At 66.8% G+C, this 19,450-nt stretch carries 20 protein-coding genes; 8 read left to right on the forward strand and 12 right to left on the reverse strand.

Annotated features, from left to right (window positions below):
- Positions 1-19 precede the first annotated feature (19 nt).
- Together ACFWIX_RS01240 and ACFWIX_RS01245 are read right to left on the reverse strand one after the other, a co-directional pair.
- Positions 20-1,108, reverse strand: coding sequence for a LacI family DNA-binding transcriptional regulator (locus ACFWIX_RS01240; protein WP_377214293.1), 1,089 nt, complete (start codon positions 1,106-1,108; stop codon positions 20-22).
- Between the two features lie 96 nt (positions 1,109-1,204).
- Positions 1,205-2,011, reverse strand: coding sequence for a type II CAAX prenyl endopeptidase Rce1 family protein (locus ACFWIX_RS01245; RefSeq protein ID WP_377214294.1), 807 nt, complete (start codon positions 2,009-2,011; stop codon positions 1,205-1,207).
- A 348-nt stretch (positions 2,012-2,359) separates the two neighbouring features.
- Between ACFWIX_RS01245 and ACFWIX_RS01250 the strand changes: the two genes are divergently transcribed.
- The gene (locus ACFWIX_RS01250) at positions 2,360-3,745 is read left to right on the forward strand and encodes an MBL fold metallo-hydrolase RNA specificity domain-containing protein (protein WP_377214295.1); all 1,386 of its coding nucleotides are present in this window, start codon (positions 2,360-2,362) and stop codon (positions 3,743-3,745) included.
- A gap of 126 nt (positions 3,746-3,871) precedes the next feature.
- On the opposite strand, the gene ACFWIX_RS01255 is transcribed toward ACFWIX_RS01250, so the two are convergent.
- From ACFWIX_RS01255 to ACFWIX_RS01275, 5 genes are all read right to left on the reverse strand, one after another.
- Positions 3,872-4,063 (reverse strand): hypothetical protein, encoded by a 192-nt coding sequence (locus ACFWIX_RS01255; protein WP_377214296.1) that lies wholly within the window; start codon positions 4,061-4,063, stop codon positions 3,872-3,874.
- A 242-nt stretch (positions 4,064-4,305) separates the two neighbouring features.
- Complete coding sequence (locus tag ACFWIX_RS01260; RefSeq protein WP_377214297.1) at positions 4,306-5,535, reverse strand: NYN domain-containing protein; 1,230 nt, start codon at positions 5,533-5,535, stop codon at positions 4,306-4,308.
- A gap of 31 nt (positions 5,536-5,566) precedes the next feature.
- Positions 5,567-6,391, reverse strand: a complete 825-nt coding sequence (locus ACFWIX_RS01265) for an ABC transporter ATP-binding protein (RefSeq protein ID WP_377214298.1) — start codon at positions 6,389-6,391, stop codon at positions 5,567-5,569.
- Positions 6,388-7,491 carry a FecCD family ABC transporter permease gene (locus ACFWIX_RS01270; RefSeq protein WP_377214299.1) on the reverse strand — a complete coding sequence of 368 codons (1,104 nt, stop codon included), beginning with the start codon at positions 7,489-7,491 and terminating at the stop codon, positions 6,388-6,390. Before ACFWIX_RS01270 ends, ACFWIX_RS01265 begins: the two co-directional genes overlap by 4 nt.
- Positions 7,488-8,480, reverse strand: a complete 993-nt coding sequence (locus ACFWIX_RS01275; protein WP_377214300.1) for a FecCD family ABC transporter permease — start codon at positions 8,478-8,480, stop codon at positions 7,488-7,490. Before ACFWIX_RS01275 ends, ACFWIX_RS01270 begins: the two co-directional genes overlap by 4 nt.
- A 126-nt stretch (positions 8,481-8,606) precedes the next feature.
- On the opposite strand from ACFWIX_RS01275, the gene ACFWIX_RS01280 reads away from it, so the two are divergent.
- Positions 8,607-9,611, forward strand: coding sequence for an ABC transporter substrate-binding protein (locus ACFWIX_RS01280; RefSeq protein WP_377214301.1), 1,005 nt, complete (start codon positions 8,607-8,609; stop codon positions 9,609-9,611).
- Positions 9,611-10,561: a siderophore-interacting protein gene (locus tag ACFWIX_RS01285; protein ID WP_377214302.1), complete on the forward strand. Its 951-nt coding sequence runs from the start codon at positions 9,611-9,613 to the stop codon at positions 10,559-10,561. The genes ACFWIX_RS01280 and ACFWIX_RS01285 overlap by 1 nt, the downstream gene beginning before the upstream one ends.
- Before the next feature lie 43 nt (positions 10,562-10,604).
- On the opposite strand, the gene ACFWIX_RS01290 is transcribed toward ACFWIX_RS01285, so the two are convergent.
- Positions 10,605-11,336 carry a GAF and ANTAR domain-containing protein gene (locus ACFWIX_RS01290; RefSeq protein WP_377214303.1) on the reverse strand — a complete coding sequence of 244 codons (732 nt, stop codon included), beginning with the start codon at positions 11,334-11,336 and terminating at the stop codon, positions 10,605-10,607.
- A gap of 249 nt (positions 11,337-11,585) precedes the next feature.
- Between ACFWIX_RS01290 and ACFWIX_RS01295 the strand changes: the two genes are divergently transcribed.
- Genes ACFWIX_RS01295 through ACFWIX_RS01310 form a run of 4 tightly spaced genes read left to right on the forward strand, consistent with a single transcriptional unit; the run spans position 11,586 to position 13,832 of the window.
- Positions 11,586-12,320, forward strand: a complete 735-nt coding sequence (locus ACFWIX_RS01295) for a GAF and ANTAR domain-containing protein (RefSeq protein WP_377214304.1) — start codon at positions 11,586-11,588, stop codon at positions 12,318-12,320.
- Between the two features lie 42 nt (positions 12,321-12,362).
- Entirely contained in the window at positions 12,363-12,695 is a 333-nt protein-coding gene (locus ACFWIX_RS01300) for an ArsR/SmtB family transcription factor (protein ID WP_377214305.1), read from the forward strand.
- A 12-nt stretch (positions 12,696-12,707) separates the two neighbouring features.
- The gene (locus ACFWIX_RS01305; RefSeq protein WP_377214306.1) at positions 12,708-13,205 is read left to right on the forward strand and encodes an SRPBCC domain-containing protein; all 498 of its coding nucleotides are present in this window, start codon (positions 12,708-12,710) and stop codon (positions 13,203-13,205) included.
- Between the two features lie 18 nt (positions 13,206-13,223).
- The gene (locus ACFWIX_RS01310) at positions 13,224-13,832 is read left to right on the forward strand and encodes a DUF1992 domain-containing protein (RefSeq protein WP_377214307.1); all 609 of its coding nucleotides are present in this window, start codon (positions 13,224-13,226) and stop codon (positions 13,830-13,832) included.
- On the opposite strand, the gene ACFWIX_RS01315 is transcribed toward ACFWIX_RS01310, so the two are convergent.
- The 4 genes from ACFWIX_RS01315 to ACFWIX_RS01330 all read right to left on the reverse strand — a co-directional run bounded on the left by ACFWIX_RS01315 (position 13,829) and on the right by ACFWIX_RS01330 (position 18,884).
- The gene (locus tag ACFWIX_RS01315) at positions 13,829-16,141 is read right to left on the reverse strand and encodes a transglycosylase domain-containing protein (RefSeq protein ID WP_377214308.1); all 2,313 of its coding nucleotides are present in this window, start codon (positions 16,139-16,141) and stop codon (positions 13,829-13,831) included. The two genes, ACFWIX_RS01310 and ACFWIX_RS01315, sit on opposite strands and share 4 nt — an antisense overlap.
- A gap of 126 nt (positions 16,142-16,267) precedes the next feature.
- A complete protein-coding gene (locus tag ACFWIX_RS01320) occupies positions 16,268-17,578 on the reverse strand; it encodes an ammonium transporter (RefSeq protein ID WP_377214309.1) in 1,311 nt (436 codons plus the stop codon).
- A 196-nt stretch (positions 17,579-17,774) separates the two neighbouring features.
- Positions 17,775-18,587 (reverse strand): carbon-nitrogen hydrolase family protein, encoded by an 813-nt coding sequence (locus tag ACFWIX_RS01325; protein ID WP_377214310.1) that lies wholly within the window; start codon positions 18,585-18,587, stop codon positions 17,775-17,777.
- Between the two features lie 63 nt (positions 18,588-18,650).
- Positions 18,651-18,884, reverse strand: coding sequence for a DUF2630 family protein (locus ACFWIX_RS01330; protein WP_377214311.1), 234 nt, complete (start codon positions 18,882-18,884; stop codon positions 18,651-18,653).
- Between the two features lie 120 nt (positions 18,885-19,004).
- Here ACFWIX_RS01330 and ACFWIX_RS01335 point away from each other — a divergent pair, with 120 nt between their 5' ends.
- Positions 19,005-19,403, forward strand: a complete 399-nt coding sequence (locus ACFWIX_RS01335) for a hypothetical protein (RefSeq protein WP_377214312.1) — start codon at positions 19,005-19,007, stop codon at positions 19,401-19,403.
- Positions 19,404-19,450 lie beyond the last annotated feature (47 nt).

The raw sequence follows: 19,450 nt of genomic DNA on the forward strand, positions 1-19,450 counted from the left end.
GCCGGACCCTAACCCTGCGTCAGCGTCCGGCTGGCAGCGGCCCGGTGGAGTCGCGTACCACCAGGCGGCACGGGACCATGCTCTCGCGGCTGGTACCGGGGGCTGACCCAGCAGCTGGGGCGCCGCCGTCGTGTGTGGAATCCCGGGCGCGCCCGACGTCCGCGAGCAGCGCGGTCATCGCGGCCGCGCCCATCTCGCGCAGCGGCAGGGCCATGGTGCTCAGTGCCGGAACCATGGACTTGGCCACCCGGAACTCGTCGTCGTAGCCCATGACCGAAATGTCCTGCGGCACGTCCAGACCCAGCCGGTAGCAGGCCAGGACCACGCCGACGGCCAGGCGATCGTTGGCGCAGAGGATGGCGGTGGGGCGATGTGCAGGGTCCACGCCGTCCAGCAGCTTCATGGTGCCGTGGAATCCGGCGTCGATATCCCAGCCCACCTGCAGGATCCGGTTTTCGCCGACGGGCAGTCCGGCACGCCGGAAGGCCTCCCGGTGGCCCTCGATCCGGCGCGGTGCCGCGGGGGTCAGGGAGTCGCCGGCCAGGAACGCGATGTCCCGGTGGCCCAGTGACATAACGTGTTCTGCCGCCTCGCGCCCGCCGCGGACCTCGTCGGGAATCACGGCGGGCAGTCCCGCGCCTTCACGGTCGTCGAAACAGTTGGCCAGGATGGAAGGAACGCGGGCCATGTTCACCGGAACGTGCAGCGGCCGCAGGCCCACCGTGACATACATAAGCCCGTCCACCTGCCGGTCCAGGAGGGTCTCCACAGCGCTTTCGTCCCGGGCCTCGTCCAGCTCGGTGTCCATCACTACCGTGACGAAGCCGTGCTCCCGGGCCACCGCGTCCGCCCCGGCGATGATGTTGCCGTCGAACGGGCTGGTGACCACCTGGTCCGAGACGATGCCGATGATGCGCGACTGTTGGTTGCGCAGGCTGAGCGCAATCTTGTTCGGCGAGTAGTTCAGGGCGGCGGCGGCCTCCCGGATGCGCTGCTGGCTCTCCGGGGCGACATTGCCGTCCCCGCGGCCGTTAAGCACCAGGGACACGGCGCTGCGCGAAACGCCGGCGAGCTTGGCGACGTCCAGGGCGGTGGCCTTGCGGTTCATGGGCGGGTCCTTCTGATGGTAAGTCTGCTTCGCTGCAGTCTACCTAACTCGTGTGAGCTGCGGAGCGCCGCACAAAGGAAACCAGGTGAGTCCGGCTCAATAGATGAAGATGTCGATCCACTCGCGGTTGTGCGCGTGGACCAGTACCAGGAACAGGACGAAGTCGAACAGGAGGTGCACGCTGACGATGTAGGACAGCGACCTGGTGATGGTAAAGAGCCGCGCCTGCAGCAGGGCAAAGGGGAAGATAAAGAACGGCGCCCAGCTGTGGAACCCGAGCTCCCACAGGAAGGACGTAAAGAGGACGGCCTGCAGCAGGTTCGCCTGCCAGTCGGGAAGGTGGCGACGGAGCAGGGTGAATGCGGTGCAGATGAAGAACAGTTCGTCCCAGATGCCCAGCACGTTGGTGCCCAGGAACAGCCGGCCAATCCCCTCGGCGTCACTCACCGCCGGCCAGTTCATGTACACGCCGGTCCGGATCATGTACACGGGCATGAGCGCGTAGCCGATCACCAGGACCGCCGGCAGGTACCACTTTTCCGCCCGCGTCCACGGCTGCCCGGTCCGGATGGGAAACCGGATGGCGTGGTCCTTGGTCACAAACCGCGAGACGGCATAGGGGATCCCCACGGCGAGCACCATTGCCGTCCCCATCTCGATCATGTGCCCGGTGCTGATGTCCGTAGTGATCGGTACCAGGCTCATCGCCGTCAGGCCCACCGCCACCAGCGCCAGGTCGATCAGCAGCCGCCGCCCCACCAACGCGGCAAGGCCCAGGGCGCAGGCCAGCAGGATGAAGCCGGAGAGCCGGTCCTGCCGCGCGAACAGCAGGAACCCCGAGGCTGACACCATCGCCGCCGGGGCCAGTGCAGCGGGGAACCGGGCGGGGGAGTGCAGCGTCATGGTCACACAGTTTACGTGCGGAGGCATGGGCGGCACGCTTCAGGCGGCCGGAGCTTCTCCTGCAGCACCTGCCGCTGCCCGGTCTCCAGGCGTAGACTTGAAGCGCCTGCAGGTAACCATCAGATGACGCCGGGTTGTTCAGGACATGAGAATGTCCGAGCCGTCTCTTAGCGAGATCGCGAAGGTACCTGCAGGTTCTGTGTTTAAGCAGGTTCTGAACGGCTGGAGCCCTACGGTCCGTCCACAGCGGATCCTTCAGCCGGCGGGGACGGGTCTTTTGTCCCTGTTGTGCGCTGACGGACACGGTATCTACTGGAAGGACGCCCCCGCCCTTACAAAGGAGCAGATGTGAGGGAACAGCATCCTCCAACGCTGCAGTTTCTTGGTGCAACAGATACCGTGACGGGCTCGCGCTACCTTGTCCGTTCCCAGGACCGCCGGGTCCTGGTGGACTGCGGGCTTTTCCAAGGGTATAAACAACTCCGCGAACGCAACCGCATGCCGCTCCATGTCAACCCCGCAAGCCTTGATGCGGTTGTCCTCACGCACGCGCATCTGGACCATACCGGCTACATACCGGCGCTGGTCCGGGACGGCTTCCGGGGCCCTGTGTATGCGACGGCTGGAACAACTGAACTGTGCAAGCTGCTCCTTCCCGACAGCGGGTACCTCCAGGAAGAAGAAGCCCGTTACGCCAACCAGCGGGGATCCTCGGTGCACCATCCAGCGGTGCCGCTCTACACAGCCGAAGACGCCGTGCGGTCGCTCAACAGCTTCAGGGCCCAGGACTTCGATTCGCCGTTCCAGACGGCCGGAGGAATTGAAGTGTCCTTTGTTCCCGCCGGGCATATTCTTGGCGCTGCCCAGGTCCGGCTCAAGGTGGGCGGCCGGACCGTCCACTTCACCGGTGACCTCGGCCGCGACAATGACCCGCTTATGTACCCACCGCGGGGTCTGGAACCGGCGAACGTCCTGGTCACCGAGTCCACCTACGGCAACCGGACCCACCCGGCAGGAAGTCCCGAAACTGAGTTGGGTGAGATCATCACACGGGTCGCTAAGCGGCAGGGCGTCATCATGATCGCGGCCTTCGCTGTGGGCCGGGCTGAAACCGTTCTGTTGCATCTGTCGCGGCTATTGGCCAAGGGCGCCATCCCGGCCATCCCCATATACCTGAACAGCCCCATGGCCATCGACGCTTCTGACATGTACCGGCGCCACCGCGAAGAGCACCGGATCGAGCAGCGTGAGTTCGAGGCGATGTATAAAGTGGCCCAGCCGGTCCGAAGCCCGGATGACTCCAAGCTGCTCAACCTGCGCGGCGGGCCCATGATTATTATTTCCGCAAGCGGCATGCTCACCGGAGGCCGGATCCTCCACCATCTTGCGGCCTACGGGCCCGACCGCCGCAACGCCATCATCCTGAGCGGCTATCAGGCCGGCGGAACCAGGGGAGCGTACCTGGCCGCTGGAGGGAAACATGTCCGCGTTTACGGCGAGGACGTCGGGATCCAGGCTGAGGTCATCCAGATGGAAGGGCTCTCAGCCCATGCCGATTCCAACGAGTTGATCCAGTGGATGCAATCTGTCCCTGAAGCGCCGTCCATGACTTATATCACCCATGGCGAGCCGGACGCGTCTGATGCTCTTCGGCTCCGTATCAAGCACGAACTGGGCCGGCGCGCCCGCGTCCCGGAGTTCATGGAAACCGTGTCCCTGCTTGATCCCCGCTGAAGGATGCTCCAGCACCCGGCCCACCCGCTCGGGGCGGCAAGGTGACGGAAGCACAAGGAGGGCGTACGACGGCGGGACCTCCCGCCGTCGTACGCCCTCCGGAGATATGGCGTGCTTTGCTGCCTGCTAAGCGCTGGCGAGCTCCGAGCCGCGGAGGCTCAGGGTGAAGGTGTTGGGGCCGCTGCAGGTGACGGCGATGCGGCACTTGGTGGTGTTGTGGCGGGCCGAAAGGTCCTCGACCATGGCGTCCAGCGTGTGGTGCATGTTCGCGCGGTCCCAGATCTTGAGCGTTACGGAGTGGGCAGTTTCAAACGTCATTGTTTTGTACTTCCATGTCGGTCCGGACTGTGCCGGAGGTGGCCTGCTCGTGAACGCGCGGAGGCGTCGGCGGCCCGGGGGTCACCGGTGGGCTTCGTTGCGTCACCAGATGTGGAGGGCCGGAGTCAACCCCGCCCTGCTCCTCCATAGTGCCCAACGGACGGGGTGGCCACAACATTATTGCGAGTGAATCGCATCACGTGTGATCCACTCCACACGGTGCCCCTCGATGGGACGGCGCCTCAGGACTCCAGGAACCCGCCGCTTGCCCAACGCCGCAGCGCCCGCCGTTCGTCGTCATCGAACTCCATCAGCGCCACCCGGCAGAGTTCCTCCACGTTGTGGGTCCAGGCCGTGGCGAGCTGAGCTGCGGTGGACGTGTCGGTGAGCTCGAAATGCGCGTAACCCAGCCCCTGGATGACGAAGTTCACGGCTGCCCGGGACACCGGCTGGCCTGCGCTCACGCAATCGTCGCGGACTTGCTTGGCCAGTTCATTGCGGTTCACGGGGTGTTCGCGGAGGCGATTCTCCAGCGCGATGAACATCTGCCGGAACTGGGCCGTGGAAAGCGACGGCACGTCCGTCACCCGGGCCACCTGCTCCTCGATCCCCGGCTCCGGCTCGGTGTCCTGCGGCAGGTCGGCGCTCGAAAAACGCTTAGCGTCCCAGACCCAGCCGCCGCGGGCCGGGGAGTATTCGATGCCTTTGCCCAGCTGCGCGACCCACGTGCCGAACTTCCCGTGGCCGCCCCAGTCGGACTTCAGGGAAGGGTCCGCGGCCAACGCCCGGTGCGCCACCATCGCGCCAACTACGGGACCGGCGGCGCTGCGGATCAGGGCGGTGACCTCTTTGACCGCGGGGCTGAGCGGCCTGCCCTTCGGGGCTGCCGGGCCGTTGACCGGAGCCGTACCGTTCGTGTTGACCGCGCGAATGGGCTCCGCCGTGGATTGGTTGAGGATTGCGATGAAGTCGTGCGATTCCACCACGCTGTCCGCCATTTCCCGGTAGGCAAAGGCCACCGGGCCTGCGGCGATCACTGTGGTCATGCGGTCCGCGGCCCGGAAGCGCTGGATCAGCGAGGTGAAGTCGGCGTCGGCGGAGGCGATGAAGAACTCTTCGATCCCGACGCTGCCGGACAGCGCATCCATCGCGTCGAGCACCAGGTTGATGTCCGTGCTGCTCTTGCCCTGCTGCGTCAGCGACGGGCAGTCGATCACCCTGAACCCGGCCCGGGTCCAGTATGCCCGGTACTTCGAATAGACCACGGGGTTCAGGTAGCAGTTCCGCACCAGGAAGCGGCGCGAGTTCTCTGCAGTCCCGCCCGCGGACAGGGCATCCGCCCAGTGCTTGGGATCCTCCGCGAAGCGCTTGGCGGCCACTGGATCCAACGCCAGCAGGCCGGTATAGACATTGTCGAAATCGACGAACATCGCAGCGCGGATGCCCGGCCGCCGGGACGGGGAAAGACTCATTCGCCCAGTGTGCCAGCACGCAGCCGCGGCGTCACGCATCCGCCGGCAGGGTGTCCACGGTCCCCAGCGGGATCACGTGCGGGCGTCCCTCGGTGGGCTCGGGCACCACGCGGGCCGCCAGGCCGAACACGTCCAGCAGGCGTTCCGGCGTGATCACCTCCGCGGGCGACCCCTGGGCCACGATGCGCCCGTCCTTCATGGCCACGATGTGGTCCGAGTACCGGGCCGCCAGTGAGATGTCGTGCAGCACCATCACCACGGTCCGCCCGTGCTCGCGGTTAAGGGTGCGCACCAGTTCCAGCAGGTCCACCTGGTGTGCCAGGTCCAGGTAGGTGGTGGGTTCGTCCAACAGCAGGATCCCGGTTTCCTGCGCGAGCGTCATGGAAATCCAGGCCCGCTGCCGCTGCCCGCCTGACAGGTCCTCCAGCGGCATGTCCGCCAGTTCCAGGATGTCGGTGGCCGCCAGCGCCCACTCCACGGCGGACTCGTCGAAGGTGGAAAACTGCTGGTACCACTTCTGCCGGGGGTGCCGCCCGCGGGACACCAGGTCCGCGACGGTCAGCCCGGACGGAGCTCTGGGCGTCTGCGGCAGCACGCTGACCCGTGTGGCTACATGCCGGGTGGACTGCTGCCGCAGCGGCGTCCCGTCGAGGAAAACGTCACCGGACTGAGGCGCCAGGAGCCGGCCCAGGCCGCGCAGCAGCGTGGACTTGCCGCACCCATTCGGGCCGATGACAGAGGTGACATGGGCGTTCGGCACGGCCAGGGACAGACTTTCGATGATCGTCCTGCCTTCGTAGCCGAGGCTGAGGTTCCGGGCTTCGAGGCCCGCCTGCTGGACGGTGGGGGTGCTCAACTCAGCCTCCGCTGGTATTTCAGGATCAGGTGGATCAGGAAGGGCGCGCCCACCACGGCCGTGGCCACACCCACCGGGAGGGGAGCGCTCAGCAGGTTAGCCGACAACAGGTCTGCCAGCAGCACAAAGATGGCTCCCACCAGCGCGGATACCCCGACGGGCGGTATCACGGTTCCGGCCAGTGCGCGGGCAATGCGGGGGCTGGCCAGCGCCACGAACGCCACCGGCCCGGCAGTCACCGTGGCCACCGACGCCAGCAACACGGCCAGCGTGAGCACCACCAGCCGCACAGCGCCAATGCGCGCTCCCAGTCCGACGGCGGTGTCTTCGCCCAGGCTTCCCAGCAGCAGCCAACGCCCGCAGCACATCGCCGCCAGGAGAAGCACGACGGCGGCGCCCGCCATGGGTTGGACGGTTTCCCAGTCCTTCCCGTTCAGCGAGCCCATCATCCACGTAAGCGCCTGGGCGGCGCTGGTGACATCACCCAGGGTCAGGATCCAGGTGGTCAGGCTCGCGGCCAGCCCCGAGATCCCCAGCCCGGCCAGGACCAGCCGGTAGCTGTCCAGCCCCCGCCGGTGGGCCAGCAGGTACACCGCCACACCGCTGATGATCCCGGCGCCGAACGCTGCTGACGGCATCCCCACGGTGGCGGCGAACCCGCTCAGCCCGGCATGGCCGCCGTCGGCGATCACCAGGACGGTGACGGCGCCGAGCGAGGCCCCGGCGGTCACCCCCAGGAGGTCCGGACTCGCCAGCGGGTTCCGCGCAACGGTCTGGGTAATGGCCCCTGCCGCGGCCAGGCAGGCCCCGACGACGACGGCTGCGACCATCCGGGGCGCGCGAAATTCCGTGACGGCCAGGTAGACGCGGGGGATCGAGTCATCGCCGAGCAGGGCGCGCAGTACGTCGGGGTAGGCCAAGGGGGTGCCGCCGAAAGCCACATGCAGGGCCATTGCGGCGACGGTGCCCACAGCGAGGAGGGCGCCCACCGCCAGGGCGCGGAGATTGAACCGGATGGAGACGGGCCCGGCGCGTAAGGCCCTGAGGCCCGTGACGGGACGGGATTCCTGGCGCGGGGGAGCCTGCTGGAGAAGTGTCACAGCGTGGCCAGCCTCCGTCGCCGGGCGAGGTAGACGAAGAAGGGGGCCCCGACGACGGCCAGGACCACGGCCACAGACAACTCACCCGGCCGTGCGATCAACCGCCCGGCTGTGTCGGCCAGGAGCACAATGCTGGCGCCGGTGACCAGAGAAAGCGGTATCAGCCACCTGTAGTCCGGCCCAGTGATGGCCCGCGTGATGTGGGGGACCAGGAGTCCGGCGAACGCGATGGGCCCGGCGAGCGTGACGGCGGTGCCGGCCAGCAGCGTGATGGCGCCGATGCCCATGGCCCGGGCCCGGAACACGGAAATGCCCAGCGAAACGGCGGTATCGGCACCCAGGGCCAAAGCATTCAGGGCGCGGATGTTGGCGACAGCCAGCATTACGCCGGCCACGATGAACGGCCACACCAGTTCCAGGACTCCGGAACGGCCAGCCAGCGAGCCCACCTGCCAGAACCGGAGTGTGTCCAGCGCCTGGTCGTTCAGCAGCACTATGCCCGACACTATGCCGGAGCACAGCGCGGTGACCGCAGCGCCCGCCAGGACCAGCGTTACCGGAGTGGCGCCGTAGCGGGCAGCGGAGCCGATGAGGAACACCAACACGCTTGCAGCGAAGGCTCCGGCGAAGGCCAGGAAGGACTGGCCCAGCGGGGAGATTTCGCCGGCCACAGCGGTGGCGGCCACGATGGCCAGCGCCGCGCCCTGATTGATGCCAAGCAGGCCAGGGTCCGCCACCGGGTTGCGGGTATGCCCCTGCACCAGGGTTCCAGCCAGACCCAGGCACATGCCGGCGCAGATTCCCAGCACGGTCCGGGGCCAGCGGAGTTCGCGGATGGTGACGTCCATGACGCTGCCCGTGGGAGTGAACACGGCGTGCCAGACGTCGGCCAGCGTGGACGGCTGGCCTCCGAAACAAACGCTGAGCACCACCGCCACGGCCAACGCCAGGGCTGCTGCCGGCACGGCTGCCGTGGTCAAGGTCTTCACTCAGAGTCTCTCTATTACGTCACGCGTTTGTGAGCTAATCGCAAAAGTACTGCTACAGTCTACGGCAGACGCAGGTAAGGCTAACCTTATGCGTCGCATCCCCGTTCCTTGTATGAAGGCATAACCGTGAAACTTCGCATCACCCGGCACCTCACAGCTGCCGCCGCTGGCCTGGCCCTCCTGGCCACCGCGGCCTGCGGCGCCCCGGCCGCATCCACCGGCGACGCCAGTGCTCCCTCCGAGACCGCCGGCTTCCCGCTGACCATGCAGCACACCATGGGCTCCACCACCCTCGAATCAGTGCCGAAGCGGGTCGTGGCGCTGGACCCCAGCTACATCGATGCAGCCCTGCTGCTCGAGGCTGACCTGGTGGGCTATGTCCAGTACCGCCAGGACCCCAAGGCGCCGTTCGCGCCGTACCTCGGCGACGTTGCCGAGGCCACCAAGGACTCCGTGAACGTGGGCACGCTGGCCGAGCCGAACCTGGAAAAGATCCTTGAACTCGAACCGGACCTGATCGTCTCCGCCAAGGTGCGCCACGAGGCCCTGTACTCGCAGCTGTCCAAGATCGCGCCCACCATCTTCTCTGAGAGCACCGGCCCCACCTGGAAGGAAAATGTCGTTTTCCTCGGCGAGGCGCTGGGCAAGAAGGAAAAGGCCCAGGACCTGGTCAAGGCCTACGAGGAGCGCGCCGCCAAGGTCGGTGCCGAGATCCTCGCCAAGAACCCGGACGCTACGTACTCCCTGGTCCGCTTCACCGGCGGCGACACCGCACGCCTGTACTCCTCCAACTCGTTCATCGGCGAGATCATGACGGACATGAACATCCCCCGCCCCGAGGGCGCGCCGGACACCCAGGAAAAGATCTTCGTTCCACTGTCCGCTGAGCAGATCCTGCAGGGCGACGCCGGCCTTGTCATGGTCAGCGCCTTCACCCCGGAGGGACCCGAAGGCGAAGAAGCGCGCGCGCAGCAGGCCAAGTTCCAGTCCAACCCGCTGTGGAAGAAGCTTGAAGGCGACGTCATCGAGGTGGACGATGCAACCTTCCTGGCCTCCGTCAGCATCCAGGGCGCCCACTCCGTGATCACGGATCTCGCCAAGCACTACGGCGTGGACCCGCAGTTGCCGTAGTGAGCCTAGCTATTCGGCCGGTCCCCGTCTCCCTGCACCCGGTGCGGGTATTCGGGGCTGCCGTGTCGGAAGTGCGGGACCTGGGCCCGCACTTCCGCCGCATCACGTTCGCCGGCCCGCAGCTGGCCCGTTTCGGCGTCCCCGGGCCCACCCGGGACCTCCGCATCAAGCTGCTCCTGCCCTCCCCGGGACATGCGCCGTCCGAGCCCGGACCGCTGTTCCTGCCCGGTGGCCCGGACGGTACCCTCCACGCCGGCTGGTACCAGGACTGGCTCCGGCGGGACCTGCCCGGCCGCGGCCACATCCGCAGCTACACCGTGCGCGCGCTGAGGCAGGCAGGCGCGGCCCGGGAGATCGACGTCGACGTTGTCCTCCGGGCCAGGGATGGCACCCCGGCCGGACCCGGATCATCGTGGGCGGCCGCCGCCGTCGTGGGTCAGCCGGTGTGGTTCGTTGGGCCCGACGCCGAAGCCATTACGCCGGCCACGCCGCTGCCCGAAGCGGGCATTAACTGGCGCCCCGGCACCGCCGGGCGTGTGCTCCTTGCCGGTGACGAAACGGCAACACCCGCCATCTGCTCCATCCTGGAGTCCGTGCCCGCGCATGTCCGCGGCCATGCGTTCCTCGAGGTCCCGGCAGCGATGGACATCCAGCCGCTGTCGACGCCGGGCCGCATCCAGGTCACATGGCTGCATCGGGGCGGCGGACCAGTTCGCGGAGAGCGGCTGGTCGGGGCCGTACGGCAGGCATTGCAGCAGGCAATTGCAGACGGCGGGCGGCCGCCCGGATACGCATGGGTCGGCGCCGAGGCCGCAACGGTCCGCACCCTCCGGCGGGTGATGTCCGGGTTTGGCGTGGACACCAGGAACGGCGAATTCCGCGGGTACTGGAGCGAGGGCAGGGCCGGATCGGGCGTCAACGGCACACCCGTGGCGCCTGAGCGCCGCTGACTTTCCCCGCGTGGATGCTCCTGGGTGCGGGACGGTCGGCGGGTTATTCGTCGAAGTGTGTGTCTATCTTTTGCTCGCCCGACACCGAGGCGATCACTGTGGCGGCCAGGTCCCGCACTTTGACGTTGCGGGTGCTGGAGGCCCTGGTCAGGATGCTGAACGCGGTGTCCCGGCTGCACCGGTTTTCCGCCATGATCACCCCGATGGCGGTGTCGATCATTGTCCGCGACTGCAGCGCCGCCGTCAGGTCCTCCTTCGCCTCGCTGAGTTGGGAAATCCGAAGGGACAGCCGCAGCGCGCCCGCCGCTTGTTCCGCAAACGCTTCTACCGTGGCGATGCTGTCGCTGGGGAAGCTGTGGCGGGACGGGGCGTAAAGGTTCAGGACGGCGTCGGCCTCCCCCGCCAGATCCAGGGGAACGGCGAGGATCGAGGCCACGCCGTTGCTGGCGGCGGCGCGGATGTATGCCCGCCATCGTTCTTCGGCGGCGAGGTCAGGAACCAGTACCGTGGACCTGGTCCGCAGGGCGGTGAGGCACGGCCCGTCGCCGAATCCGTTCTGCAGCTCATCCAGGGCCCGGGCTGTGATGTCACTGGCGGCGACGGCTTCCGGCCGCTTGCGCCGCAGCACCGTGACCCCGCTGTGCACGGGGCTGCCCGGAGAGGAGAGCCGCCCGGAGGCGAGCGTGGCCAGTTCGGTGAGGAAACTCCGGATGTCCGGGTTCGCCAGCACCATTTCCTGCATGGTCAGGTCAGTTTCCGCGTCGCGGGTGTTCACTGCCGGTCACGCTCCACGGGGGCCGCCCTGTTGCTGGTCGACGAGGCGGGGGTCATTGCAATGTTTATGGCCATTCGGCCCTACTTCCCAAACGCCGCCCTGCGGGTGGCTGGTGGCCGCCGCTCTTGGGTGCGGGGCGGCCCGGACAGTCAAACCCCCGGATCCTGTCGCTATCCCGAAGTCTCCTGCTATCGACACTACGCCCCTGCCGGGCCATGCGATACACGGCGGGGCCAGTAGGATGGCCGCATGCCGACATCAACCGAACGCGGGCCCGTCCACCAGCTTCAGGAAATTCTGGTGGGCGCGGAAAACGCGATGGATTTCCTGTCCGGTCTCTCCGGGATGGCGGCAGCCGCGGTCTCGGAAACCGCCGGTGACCACATCGAATGCGCTGTAACCCTCAAGGCCAAACGCAAACCCGCGACGGCGGCAGGCAGCAGCCAGCGCGCGCTGGACCTTGACCACGTGGAGCAGGCCCTTGGCGACGGTCCGTGCATCAGGGCGCTGCGGGAAATGTCCCCGGTGATCATCGACGACGTCAGCAGGGATCCCCGGTGGCCCGCCTACAACCGGCAGCTCGCGGAGAACGACGTCCACAGCACTTTGGGCGTGCCGCTGGAGATCGGTCCGGATGCCAGTGCCGCCTTGAACTTCTTTGCCGGCAGGCCCGGCGTCTTCACCGCAGATGTCTACGAGCAGGCCGTGGGTTTCGCGGGCGCCGCGCAGAACACGCTTCGGCTATCCGTGCGGATCACTTCCGCGCAGAGCAGGGCGGAGGACCTGGAGGCGGCCCTGGAGAGCAGGACCGCCATCAATCTGGCGTGCGGGGTGATCATGGCGCAGAACCGCTGCTCGCAGGCTGAGGCCATGGACATCCTCACCAAGGTTTCCAGCAACCGCAACCGCAAGTTGCGGGACGTGGCCCGCGAGCTCATTGAGCAGCTGTCCGGAACCTCAATTGAGACGCACTTCGATTCCTGAAACTGTTGACTCCTCCGCGGGATAGGAATATCGTACAACCAAATGGTTGTAGATCAGCTCCCTGAAACAGAACTCGACCGCCTGTTCCAAGCGCTCGCAGACCCTACCCGACGTGACATTGTCCGGCGGGTGACGGTGGCTGGGTACTCGGTGTCCGGCCTCGCTGATCTCTATGCCATGAGCTTCGCCGCAGTCCAGAAGCATGTGGCGGTGCTGGAGCGCGCGAACCTGGTGAGCAAGGAAAAGCGCGGAAGGGAGCAGTTGGTGCGGGGCAGCCGTGAAGGCCTGCAGAAAGCCCGTCTGCTGCTCGACGAATACGAAATGATCTGGCGGCAACGCGCCGGCCGGATTGCTGACATTCTCGCTGAAAACTAGGACGGCACAGCCATGACAGTCATCAGTATGGACAAAAACCCCGAGGCACTCTGCCTCACCCTCGTCGCGGAGTTTGACGCCGCCGTCGACCGCGTCTGGAACCTGTGGGAAGACCCGCGGCAACTGGAACGCTGGTGGGGGCCGCCCACCTGGCCAGCGACGTTTGAGAAGCTCGATTTTGTCCGCGGCGGACGCGCGAGTTACTACATGACCGGCCCGGAGGGGCAAAAATCGCGTGGCTGGTGGGAATTCACCGCCATTGACGCGCCGCGCCAGCTTGAGTTCGATGACGGTTTTGCGGATGACGACGGCAACCCCACCGGCGATCTCGGCATCACCCATGCCGAGGTGACCCTTGAGGATGTCGGCGGGCGGACCCGGATGACGATCCACTCGAAGTTTGAGTCGGAGGAGCAGATGGAACAGATGGTGGCCATGGGCATGGAAGAGGGCCTCAAGGGCGCCGTGGACCAGATGGACGGCATCCTGGCCGAACACGCCAACGCCTGAGCTTTCGGAGGGCATGGAATGGCGGGGGGATCCGACGGATTTCGGAACCGGCTGGAACGGGCGGCGGAGCTGAGATCGTACCGGGGAGCGGGTATCAGCGCGGAGGAGGAAGCCGCGCTGGAAGCCGCCGAAGCCCGCGAACGTGAAAAGCGCCGGAAGGTGGGAGACGCTGCCCGCGCCGATTACCTGATCCGTGACGCCATGGCCCAGGGCAAGTTCGACAACCTCAAATACGCGGGCAAGCCGATTCCCGGCCTTGGGGAAGCGTACGACCCCGATTGGTGGGTCAAAGGCCTCCTGGAACGGGAGAACATCAGTGGCATGGGGCCCGCAGCGATACTGCTCCGTAAGGAGGATGCCGGGCTCGATGCCACCCTGGACTCGCAGTACACCGAACAGCAGGCGCGGGACCTCCTGGAGGACTTCAACCGCAGGGTCATCGACGCGCGCCGCCAGCTGCAGGGTGGTCCGCCGGTAGTTACCAAAACCCGCGACGTGGAAACCGAGCTGGCCCGGTGGCGCAAACGGCGGGCGGCTCGTGTTGTTGAGGAGCCGTCGGCCGCACCCGCCGGGCCGCGGGGATGGAGCAGCCGGTGGTGGCGGAAGGTGTGGCGCGGGGAAAGCTAACGGCCGGGAGGCGCCGGCGGCCTGCCTCCGCCTTGACGTTCGGAACCGCTATCCGGCCCGCTCGGGGTGGCACCACCGGTGGATCCGTCGTTTTGGCTGGAGGGTGCCGGGCCGGTGCCCCCGGTGGACGTCCCGGGGCTGGGCGACGGAGAAGGCGGCGTCCCGTACATCGATGCCGGCGGCGGCGGGAACTCCTTCCGCGGATACAGCGGACCCACCTTGAGCATGTAGTTGGCCCACTGCGGCCCGGCGATCATGTAGCCGTCCAGCCGCTCGTAGAACACGCCGTTGATGGTGACGTTCTGTCCCGGCCGGTCCTGGCCTTCCAGCGCGTCGCCAAAGAAGGATGCCGTGGCCAGTCCGCTGGAGTACCCCACAACCCAGGTGGAGCCGTTGTTGTTGGACGTGCCGGTTTTCGCGCCGACCGGGAACTTCGTGTGGACCTTCGGCTCGATCCATACACCCGAGCCCTTCTTCATGACGTCCTGCAGCACCGCGTTGACCCCGCGTGCCACCTGCGGCTTGAGCGCGTCCCGGCATTCCGTGGTCTGCGCCGGCAACCTGCCGCCCGTGACATCACGGATTTCCAGGATGGCGATGGGTGCGCAGTAGCGGCCATCGTTGGCGAACGTGGCGTACGCATTGGCAAGGTGCAGCGGGGCCACTCCGATGGCACCCAGCAGGTTGCCCAGCTGGTGCATATTAATCTGGGCTCCATCCAGGCCGCTATGCAGGCCCACCGCGTCCACCACCTTCTGGATGCCGCAGAAGTCCAGCTGGGTGGCGGAGGCAAAGGTGGCCGTGTTGATCGAGTTGTAGAGTCCATAGTTGATGGGCATCGGCCGGTAGAAGCCGGGTTCAGCGTTCTGCAGGTCGTCGGCAGCCCCCAGCTCCGGGTTGTTCTGCGCTGTGCTGTAGGCGCCCATCACCCGGCTGCAGCTGGATCGCCACGGGAAGCCCACCGGGTAGACCCTTCGGGAAGCATCGATCATTGCGGTGAGTGACTTCCCCTCATTCAGCCATTCCGCAAACGTAAACGGCTTCATGGTCGAGCCCGGCTGGAAACCGCCCGCGCCGTTAAGGTCGTTCCCCTCCGGATCCTTGGCGTCCACATTGAAATTCAGGTGGGTATCAAACTTCCCCCTGGCCGGCAGGATCACCGTGTTCTGCGCCATCGCCAGGATCTTTCCGGTGCCGGGCTGCACCGTCACCAGGGCTGCGCCCCAGCGGTCCGGGTTGGCGCCGGCCGTCCCGTTGACCTGTGTCTGGGCGGCTCCCTGCAACCGACTGTCCAGAGTGGTGATGATGGTCAGCCCGCCGCGGTAAAGCTTGCGCTGCCGTTCGATCAGGCTGGTGCCGTAGGCAGGATTGTTCAGGATCAGGTGCGAAACGTAATCGCAGAAGTATGGTGCGATGGCCGCGTAGGCACAGCCCTGCCGCTGGGGCGTGAGCTTCAACTGGATGGGGGTTGCCACCGCTGCGTCGTGCTCGGCGTCGGTGATCATGCCCTGGCGCAGCATCTCGGACAGGACCTGGTTGCGGCGCACGATCGACTTGTCCGGATTGATGGCCGGGTTGTAGAACGTGGGGCTGTTGACCAGGCCGGCCAGGAGCGCCGCCTGGGGGAGGGTCAGCTTCTTGGCGGTGCTGCTGAAGAAGTAGCGCGCCGCGGCTTCGATCCCATAGGCCTCGCTGTTGAAGAAAACGATGTTCAGGTAGCCCTCAAGGATCTGCTCCTTGGTGAACTTCTTCTCCAGTGCGATGGCCAGCTTCATCTCCCGCAGCTTGTCGCCCATGTCCTTCTGGCCGCTGAGGATCACCTCGTCGGGACGGTCCTGCGAGAGCCGGGCCTCGTTGACCACGTTGGTGACGTATTGCTGGGTAATGGTGGAAGCCCCCTGCTGGCCGCCCGTGGTGAGGTTGGAAACTACCGCCCTGGCAATGGCCTGCGGGTCGATCCCGGCGTGTTCGTAGAACCGGCTGTCCTCGATCGCCACCACCGCATTCCTGACGTACGGAGACATCTGGTCCAGCGGGATCCGCACCCGGTTCTCCGCGAAGAACGTGGCGATCAGCTTGCCGTCGGATGTGAGCACCCTGGTGGATTGCGACGGCGGCTGCACCGTCAGCTCGTCGGGCAGGTTCTCGAAAAACCCAATGGATCTGCTGACTCCCAGCCCGGCTGCCGCCACCGCCGGAACCACCAGGCTGGCCGCCAGGACGCCGCACACGACGCTCGCGGCAATGAACCCGATAAAGCGTGCCAAGACGGCGCCAACGCCGTACTTGCGCTTCATTGTCTGTGCCATTCAGCTGCCCCTGAGCCTCGGAGGTGGCATCAGACTACGCCGCAGCGGTGGGCCGATCCAGAGACATGCAGGTCAGGATTTGGTCACGTTTGCCGGACCAGAGCAGGTGCCGCGGCCTGAACGCACTCAGGCGAAGGAGTCTTCCTTGGCGCGTGCCGCCGTCGTGCTTTCCTGGTGTGAACGCAGGTGTCCGAGCGGGTTGAAGCCGGCCCCGGCCTCCCCGAAGGCGTAGGCGGTTTCAGCGTGTTCGGACAGGTCCACACCTGCGGTCTCGGCTTCGTGGCTGACCCGGAAGCCAACGGTCTTGTGGATCGCCCGGCCGATCACCAGGGTGCCGATGCCGGAGAGCAGAACGGTGATGACGACGGCCGCGGTCTGGGCGATCAGCTGCTGGAAACCGCCGCCGTAGAACAGGCCTCCACCCGCGCCGTCCACCGGCAGGGCGATGAATCCGAGGGCCAGGGTGCCGATGAGACCGCCGCCCAGGTGCACGCCCACAACATCCAGGGAGTCGTCCAGGCCGAAGCGGTATTTGAGGTCGACGAACCAGCAGCACGCGGCGCCCGCCACCAGGCCCAGCCCGACGGCGGCCACTGGGCTGATGTTGGCGCAGGAGGGGGTGATCGCCACCAGGCCGGCCACGACGCCCGACGCGGCACCCAGCGAGGTGGGGTGGCCGTGGCGGATCTTCTCGACAACCAGCCAGCTGAGCATGGCGGCAGCGGGGGTGACCAGGGTGTTGATCCAGATGAGGCCGGCCTGCTCGGCGCTGGTGGCGGCTCCGCCGTTGAAGCCGAACCAGCCGAACCAGAGAATCGCGGCACCCAGCATGATGAACGGGATGTTGTGCGGGCGGTGGTTGGGATCCTTGGCGAAGCCGTGCCGCTGGCCCACGATCAGTGCGAGAACCAGCGCCGCAGTGCCGGAGCTGATTTCGACGACGGCGCCGCCCGCGAAGTCTATGACCTGGCCGAACGCTGCGGTCACCGCGCCGTCCGGTCCCATGAGTCCGCCGCCCCAGATCATGAACGCCAGGGGGCAGTACACCACGGTGATCCACACAGGGACGAACATCGACCAGGCGCTGAACCTGGCCCGGTCCGCGATGGCCCCGCTGATCAGGGCCACGGTGATGATGGCGAACGTTGCGCTGTAACCGGCGGAGATCAGGTCCGGTGAACCCATCATGTCCTGCAGGCCAAAGTGGGTAGCCGGGCTGCCGACGATGCCCAGCACGCTGTCGCCGGTAGCCATGGAATAGCCCCAGAGAACCCAGACCACGCCGACTATCCCGGCCGAGATGAAGCTCATCATGATCATGTTCAGCGCGGCCTTGGCGCGGGTCATGCCGCCGTAGAAGAGGCCAAGCCCGGGGGTCATCAGCAGTACCATCGCGGCTGAAATCATCAGCCAGACGTGTTGGGCAGTGATCTCCACCGGAAGGTCCCTTCGCATGTAAACGGCAAACGGGGGAGCTGGCTGCACGCCCCGTGTTTCCCCCGCCGTCCATTTTTCGGGTCCAGTGTTTCCGCTAATCGAGCGTCAAGTTGCGGTCACGTTACACAAATCGCCGTTGCGTGAAGATCGCGTGTCGCCGATGTTTCGGAGATGTTAACGCGGTCTCTCGGCGCGGTCAGAATCGCCGTGCGTTGGCCAGCACGGGGAGCTTCCGGCGGGCCTGAGCCACCTCTGCGGGATCGAGGTCGACGACGGCGAGCTCAGGTTCGGCGCCCAGCGTCACCAAGGGGGCGCCCAGGGGAGTGATGACGGCACTGTGCCCGATGCCGGTCGGAGCCGTCCCGGGGGTATCGAAAGTCCCAGCGCCACCGGCGCCAACGCTCGCCGGGTCGGCCTGGCCGCACGCCACCACGAACGTGGTGCTGTCCAGGGCTCGGGCCCGTACCAGGAGGTCCCACTGTTCGGACTTGCCCGGACCGGCGCCCCAGGACGCGCAGAGGATGGTGACCTGCGCTCCGGCATTGGCGTTGGCCGTAAAAAGCCCGGGGAAACGGACGTCGTAGCAGGTCGCCAGTCCGAAGACCGTGCCGTTGTACTCGAACGTCACCGGGGCATCGCCGGCGTCCACCGTCTCGGACTCGGTAAAGCCGAATGCGTCGAAAAGGTGCACCTTGTCGTATGAGGCTTCCACTCCGGGTCCGGTGACCAGGAGCGTGTTCCGCACCCGCCCGTCCTTGCCGGGGGTGAACATCCCCGCCACCACCGCGATGCCGTGCTCGCGCGCGATGTCGCGGACCGCCGTCGCCCACGGTCCGTCCAGCGGTTCGGCGATGCCGCGCAGTGAGTTGCCGAACGCCCGCATGGTGGCCTCGGGGAACACCACCAGTCCAGCCCCCGCGGCCTTGGCCCTGCCGGTGTAGTCCCGGACCAGGTCCAGGTTCGCAGCCGGGTCGGCGCTGCTGATGATCTGGGCGACTGCGATGCGCATGGAAAGGCTCCAACCTGTTGTCAGGGTTGTTCGTTGAACGCGTTTACCTTGTAGCCTACGGGCCTACTGCCGGTAGCCCTCCACCTCGCTGACGGGGCGGGCCTCGGCGTCGTTGGGGTCCTCGCCGGAGCGGATCTTGGCCCGCCGCTGCCGGAGCAGGTCCCAGCACTGGTCCAGGCTTTCCTCCACCTGGCGCAGGCGGGTGCGGTCCGGCGCCTGCCCGTCGGCGGGTTCGCGCAGGGAATGCTCCTCCTCCACGAGGGCCTGGATGCGCGTCAAAATATCCTGGTCGTTCATGGCGTCTCCTTCGTCGCTGTCCGCGGGCGTGTTTGCGGCCGCGTCCGGATTCCCAGCGTACGGAGTCACGGCCCCGGCCACCACCCCGGGAAGGCCGTCCCGCGCTGTACGATCTTCACCATGACCACCGTGCTCGATCTGGCAGGTCCAATCCTGGAAATGCTGACCTGGTTGTGCCTGCCCGCTGGGCTCGGACTCCTCTCTTATGCCGGCTTCATGCGCCGTTTCGTCCATCCATGGGAGGTGGCGCAGGGAGTGGTCTATTCGGACATCACCGGCGTGGGATTCCGGTGGGCGGACCGCAGGCATCAGGTGCATCAGGCGCCGATGTCGCCCCACGACATCAAGGACATGGCCGCGGGCGACACCCTCCCCATCTACTACCACCCGAAGCGGCCCACCCAGTGGCGCATGGTCACGCCGGAACAGCCGGGCCGGACGGCAGGAATCCTGGGCGCCTGGCTCACGGGCATCGGGGCGGTGGCGCTGGTGGCGGGCTTCCTGCTCCCGATGTTCTAGCTGGGCGGCCAGCGCCGCACCGCGCCGACTGCCCTGCGGTGCGCTGA

It is taken from the genome of Pseudarthrobacter sp. NPDC058362 (assembly GCF_042723515.1).
Classification (GTDB): domain Bacteria; phylum Actinomycetota; class Actinomycetes; order Actinomycetales; family Micrococcaceae; genus Arthrobacter.